Here is a 5163-nt window from a genome sequence, read left to right as displayed (position 1 = left end):
TTCCATGAATATGATTGGGCATGACAATAAAAGCATCTAGTTCAATAAATTTAAAATTTAGAGGTAGTCTATACCATACCGCTTCAATAGTATCACCAAGTAAATTCTGCTCCATATTTCCTTCAACAATTTCACCAAATAAATACTGCTTCTGATAAGAACAAATTGTTATATAATAAGCTCCATTAAGTCTATAATCATAGCCTTTCAAGCGAATAGATTGTCGATATTTTTTCAGTTCGTTCATGGCGTGGTAGATGGGGAATTGATGGGTAGGGGCGAAGCATTCGGATAAAAAATCTAGGATTTCAGCGATAGGTTATGCCCAAATGCTGCGCCCGTACAGGGATTTTCTGCAATTTGAGGAATAACTGTTGCAGAAGGCGGTTCAAAATTCATTGTCTTAATTATGATTGAGGAAAAGGGAGAATAATATAGCGAATAACTGTTCCTATTAAAGCTGTTCCCAAGATGCCGATTAACGTCCAAATCTGGGCTTTCTGAGAGCCTTTTAATTCTTTTGTATCTTCTTTTACTCCTTCAATATCTTTTTCTAAACTATCGACTTTTTCCTCTAATCTTGCCTGTACTATTTTAATATCCATAACATCTTTTTGCAGATTATCTAACTTCTGATTAATTGAACCTAAAATTTCCTTGAGGTCTTGTTCAATAGTAACTGACATCTGATGATTCTCCTAATAATGATAGTTATCAGCATTGTTGTCTATCTTATCTTAAGTGTTTGCCCAACCGAAGCGCCTCATTTTCCCTTGCTGCCTTCCCTCATTGTTGCCCTCCCCCTCCCATTATCTCCACTAATTTATGAGCCGATAATTCCTGATTAAGCCAATCCTTTCTCAGCCAACCATTGAGGATTATATAAACGAGATTGATAACGGGACCCACCATCACAAAGAACAGTAACTATGGTGTGGCCCGGTCCCATTTGTTTAGCCAAAGCCACGGCAGCACCGACATTAATACCCACAGAACCCCCCATAAATAAACCATCTTTTTGTAATAGTTGATAAACAACTTTGATGGCAGTGGGATCATCAATTTGAATGGCATCATCTATGGGTGCGCCTTCCATATTAGCCGTAATACGACTATTACCAATCCCTTCAGTAATTGAACTACCTTCCAGGGTAATTGTCCCGGTTTTCACATAACTATATAAACCGCTACCCATCGGATCCGCCACCAGGCAGCGCACCTGGGGATTTTGGTCTTTTAAAAACATCGCCACCCCCGCGTAGGTTCCCCCGGTTCCCGTGGCAGCCACCCAAGCATCAATTTTACCGTCGGTTTGTTCCCAGATTTCCCGGCCGGTGGTTTCGTAGTGAGCGCGACGATTAGCCAGATTATCGAATTGATTGGCCCAGATAGCATTTTCCATCTCACTGGCCAATCTCCCCGATAATTTAACGTAATTATTGGCATCTCGGTAGGGAACGGCGGGAACAGTACGCACTTCTGCACCCAATGTTCTCAATAGGTCGATTTTCTCTTGGGATTGGGTATCGGGAATGATAATCAGGCATTTATAACCTTTAGCATTGCAGATATGGGCCAAACCGATGCCAGTATTGCCGGCGGTTCCTTCGACAACGGTTCCCCCCGGTTGGAGAGTACCGGCTTTTTCCGCTTCTTGAATAATATATAAAGCGGCCCGATCCTTGACCGAACCACCGGGGTTAAGAAATTCGGCCTTACCGAGAATCTCGCAGCCGGTTTCCTCGCTAAAACTATTGAGACGAATTAGGGGAGTATTACCCACCGCATCGACGAAACCATTTTTAATATCCATAATCTGTTATTTTTCGTGCTGTTCGTAGGCTGAGACGATTTTTTGTACTAAGGGATGACGCACCACATCGGCCCGGGATAGGTAACAAAAAGCGATCCCTTCTACTGATTTGAGGATTTTTTGAGCGGCAATTAACCCCGATTCCTGTTGTTGCGGTAAATCGGTTTGGGTGACATCTCCAGTTACTACCATGCGCGAACCGAATCCCAAGCGAGTTAAGACCATTTTTAACTGTGCTGGGGTAGTATTTTGGGCCTCATCAACGATAACAAAAGCATTAGCTAGGGTTCGTCCCCGCATATAAGCTAAGGGTGCGATTTCGATTTTACCCCGTTCCATCAGGTCGGGAATTTTGGCCGCTTCGATAAATTCGTATAAAGCATCGTAGAGGGGACGCAAAAAAGGATCGACTTTTTGCTGTAAATCCCCCGGCAGAAAGCCTAATTTTTCCCCTGCTTCCACGGCCGGCCGGGTGAGGATAATCCGTTCTACTTTATCTTCTAATAGAGCTTGTACGGCTAAAACGGCGGCTAAAAAGGTTTTCCCCGTGCCGGCAGGTCCAATACAAAAGGTGATATCGTGACTTTGAATCGCTTGGATATATTGACGCTGACGGAAGGTTTTTGCCCGAATTAGCTCCCCGCGACGGGTACGAGCGAGAATATCCTGCTGTAGTTCTTTATACTCGCTAGAACGCCCCGTATCGAGGGCATGGATAGCGGTCATAATATCGGCTTCGGCGATTAACTTGGCCTCTTGCCATAAAATACTTAAGGAGCGTACAATCGCTGTGGCACGCTCCACGGGGGTTGGTTGCCCCCCAATCCGCAATTCCATGCCTCTGAGGACTAAATTTGCCCCAGTTTGCCTGGCTATCAATTTGAGGTTAGCTTCTTGATGACCCGCTAAAGCGATCGCACTTTCTGAACTGGGGAATTGAATCGTTTGCCAAGTTTCCGTCATGCTTGGGGCTAAATTATCCTTTGGCTGTTTCTACCACTTTAGCAAAAGCGACGGGATCGAGGACAGCTAATTGAGCTAACATTTTCCGATTGAGGAGAATATTAGCTTTCTTTAATTGTCCGGTCAGTTGGCTGTAACTGATGCCCTGTTGACGAGCAGCGGCATTAATGCGGGTAATCCAAAGACGACGAAAATCGCGTTTCCGTTTGCGACGGTCTCTATAGGCATTCCGCAAGGCCTTCATTACCTGTTGGTTCGCTGTACGGAATAAGCGCGAGTGGGAACCGCGAAAACCTTTGGCTAATTTGAGAACTTTTTTGCGTCGCTTGCGGGCGACATTCCCCCGTTTTACTCTAGACATGATAATCCTTTAGACAATTTTTCTGGAAAACTTACAAATAGGGCAACATTAAGCGCACTTCCTTCTCGTCGCGCTCGTGTACCAAGGTAATCTGGGACAAACGACGGCGCTTGCGTTCGGCACTTTTATGATCGAGTAGGTGATTTTTGAAGGCTTTGCGACGTTTGATTTTTTTGCCGCTTCCCGTGGCCTCGAATCGTTTGGCCGCCGCCTTTCGCGTTTTTAGCTTGGGCATAAACTCCCTTTTATTAAATCGACACAATCACTAATACTATCACAAATAGAGGACTTTAGGCAAGGAGTGGCCAAAAGATTCCCCGGCTCATCCTTACTTTGGCCAGGTCTGTACTTGGGAATTAAATCAATCGGGAATTTTTCCCCTTCCTCTTGATCGAATCGCTAAGATCCAGATAATGTCTCGCGTTAACACGCATCTGGAGAAGTTATGGCTAAAACCCTACTAGAACAATTACGCCAATTTACAGTGGTTGTTGCCGATACCGGCGATATCCAAGCGATCGAAGCTTTTACCCCCCAAGATACCACCACTAACCCCTCCCTGATCACGGCTGCGGCCCAAATGCCCCCATATCGGCCGATTGTCGATCAAACCCTGCAAGCGGCCAGAAAAGAATTAGGAGAGCAGGCCACCCCGGAAGATGTGGCCAAATTAGCTTTTGATCGCCTAGCGATCGGTTTTGGTCTGCAAATCCTGCAAATCGTCCCCGGCCGCGTCTCCACCGAAGTGGATGCTCGTCTTTCCTACGATACCCAAGCTACCATCGACAAGGCCCGTTATCTCATTTCCCAGTATGAACAAGCGGGTATCTCTAGAGAAAGAGTCTTAATTAAAATTGCCTCGACGTGGGAAGGGATTAAAGCTGCAGAAGTCCTCGAAAAAGAGGGAATTCACTGTAATTTAACTCTATTATTCGGTTTTCATCAGGCGATCGCCTGTGCGGAAGCGGGAGTAACCTTAATTTCTCCCTTTGTCGGTCGGATTCTCGATTGGTATAAAAAAGAAACTGGTAAAGACTACGTTGGCGCTGAAGATCCCGGAGTCCAATCCGTTACCCAGATCTATAACTACTATAAAAAGTTTGGTTATAAAACCGAAGTTATGGGGGCAAGTTTCCGCAATATCGGCGAAATTTGCGAGTTAGCTGGTTGTGATCTTTTAACCATTTCTCCGAAACTGCTCGAACAATTGCAAGAGACAGAAGCCGATTTACCCCGTAAGCTCGATCCAGCACAGGCCGCAACCCTTGATATTGTCAAAATTGCCATGGATCAAGCGACTTTTGAGAAAATGCACGCCGAAGATGCCATGGCTTCCGAAAAACTAACGGAAGGTATTCAAGGTTTTACCAAAGCTTTAGAATTATTAGAACAATTGCTGATTCAACGTTTAACCCAGTTGGAAGGTCAGTCAACCCTAGAACACGCCGCCGAAGATATTTTTCGAGTCTATGATCATGATGGGGATGGTTTCATCACCCGGGAAGAATGGGCGGGAACCGATGCGGTATTCGATGCGATCGATATTAACCATGATGGCAGAATTTCTCCCGATGAGATCGCTGTCGGTTTGGGTGCGGCTTTTCGTTTAGTGGAAGCTTAGAATTAGTCGTGAGTTGAACTAACCGGCATCAGTCCCCACCCGCACTAACCCCCACCAGTGGGGAAAGTGCAGGGAGTGGGGAGCTTTTTGTGGTGAACAGTAAACATTAACCAGTAATCAGTAATCAGTAATCAGTGAACAGAAAGCTCTGAACTTGCCACTCAATACTATTCACTGAAAACTAAAATCTGATCACTGGTAACTGATCACTGATCACTGATTAAGCTGTCTCTTGGGCAGCGGCTAATTCTGCCAGTTTTCCCTGTTGATCCTTGGCGATACAAGATTGGATCACCTCTTCGATGGCGCCGTCTAAAATGCGATCGAGGGAAAAATTCTGATTTAAGCGATGATCGGTGAGACGATTATCCTTATAGTTATAGGTGCGAATTTTTTCCGAACGGG

7 protein-coding genes and 1 pseudogene are annotated in these 5163 nt (G+C 45.2%); 1 reads left to right on the top strand and 7 read right to left on the bottom strand.

Translation table 11 applies throughout. The features are described from left to right. From PX481_RS21605 to rpmI, 6 genes are all read right to left on the bottom strand, one after another. The coding region (locus tag PX481_RS21605) for a transposase (RefSeq protein WP_502888624.1) at window positions 1-247 on the bottom strand (247 nt) is incomplete at its 3' end. A 160-nt stretch (window positions 248-407) separates the two neighbouring features. After that, entirely contained in the window at window positions 408-686 is a 279-nt protein-coding gene (locus PX481_RS21600) for a hemolysin XhlA family protein (protein ID WP_004162819.1), read from the bottom strand. Between the two features lie 158 nt (window positions 687-844). Further along, window positions 845-1813: a cysteine synthase A gene (locus PX481_RS21595; protein ID WP_287733090.1), complete on the bottom strand. Its 969-nt coding sequence runs from the start codon at window positions 1811-1813 to the stop codon at window positions 845-847. 6 nt (window positions 1814-1819) lie between these two features. After that, entirely contained in the window at window positions 1820-2776 is a 957-nt protein-coding gene (locus PX481_RS21590; protein ID WP_072926257.1) for a PhoH family protein, read from the bottom strand. A gap of 13 nt (window positions 2777-2789) precedes the next feature. Then, the gene (rplT, locus tag PX481_RS21585) at window positions 2790-3137 is read right to left on the bottom strand and encodes a 50S ribosomal protein L20 (RefSeq protein ID WP_002739593.1); all 348 of its coding nucleotides are present in this window, start codon (window positions 3135-3137) and stop codon (window positions 2790-2792) included. 31 nt (window positions 3138-3168) lie between these two features. Then, window positions 3169-3372 carry a 50S ribosomal protein L35 gene (rpmI, locus tag PX481_RS21580; RefSeq protein WP_002781071.1) on the bottom strand — a complete coding sequence of 68 codons (204 nt, stop codon included), beginning with the start codon at window positions 3370-3372 and terminating at the stop codon, window positions 3169-3171. Window positions 3373-3582: 210 nt separating this feature from the next. Between rpmI and PX481_RS21575 the strand changes: the two genes are divergently transcribed. After that, window positions 3583-4758: a transaldolase gene (locus PX481_RS21575; RefSeq protein ID WP_288024121.1), complete on the top strand. Its 1176-nt coding sequence runs from the start codon at window positions 3583-3585 to the stop codon at window positions 4756-4758. Window positions 4759-4978: 220 nt separating this feature from the next. Here the strand turns inward: PX481_RS21575 and PX481_RS21570 are convergent. After that, window positions 4979-5163 (bottom strand): annotated as a pseudogene (locus PX481_RS21570) (peptide chain release factor 1); the annotation flags it as partial.

This window comes from Microcystis sp. M53603_WE2, assembly GCF_030065435.1.
Note: the sequence above shows the minus strand (reverse complement) of the source record. Positions and strands in the feature narration are given on the sequence as shown.

Bases quoted from the DNA above. Each gene is read 5' to 3' on its own strand.
- PX481_RS21600 (WP_004162819.1), bottom strand. From the start codon at position 686: ATGTCAGTTACTATTGAACAAGACCTCAAGGAAATTTTAGGTTCAATT.
- PX481_RS21595 (WP_287733090.1), bottom strand. From the start codon at position 1,813: ATGGATATTAAAAATGGTTTCGTCGATGCGGTGGGTAATACTCCCCTA.
- PX481_RS21590 (WP_072926257.1), bottom strand. From the start codon at position 2,776: ATGACGGAAACTTGGCAAACGATTCAATTCCCCAGTTCAGAAAGTGCG.
- rplT (WP_002739593.1), bottom strand. From the start codon at position 3,137: ATGTCTAGAGTAAAACGGGGGAATGTCGCCCGCAAGCGACGCAAAAAA.
- rpmI (WP_002781071.1), bottom strand. From the start codon at position 3,372: ATGCCCAAGCTAAAAACGCGAAAGGCGGCGGCCAAACGATTCGAGGCC.
- PX481_RS21575 (WP_288024121.1), top strand. From the start codon at position 3,583: ATGGCTAAAACCCTACTAGAACAATTACGCCAATTTACAGTGGTTGTT.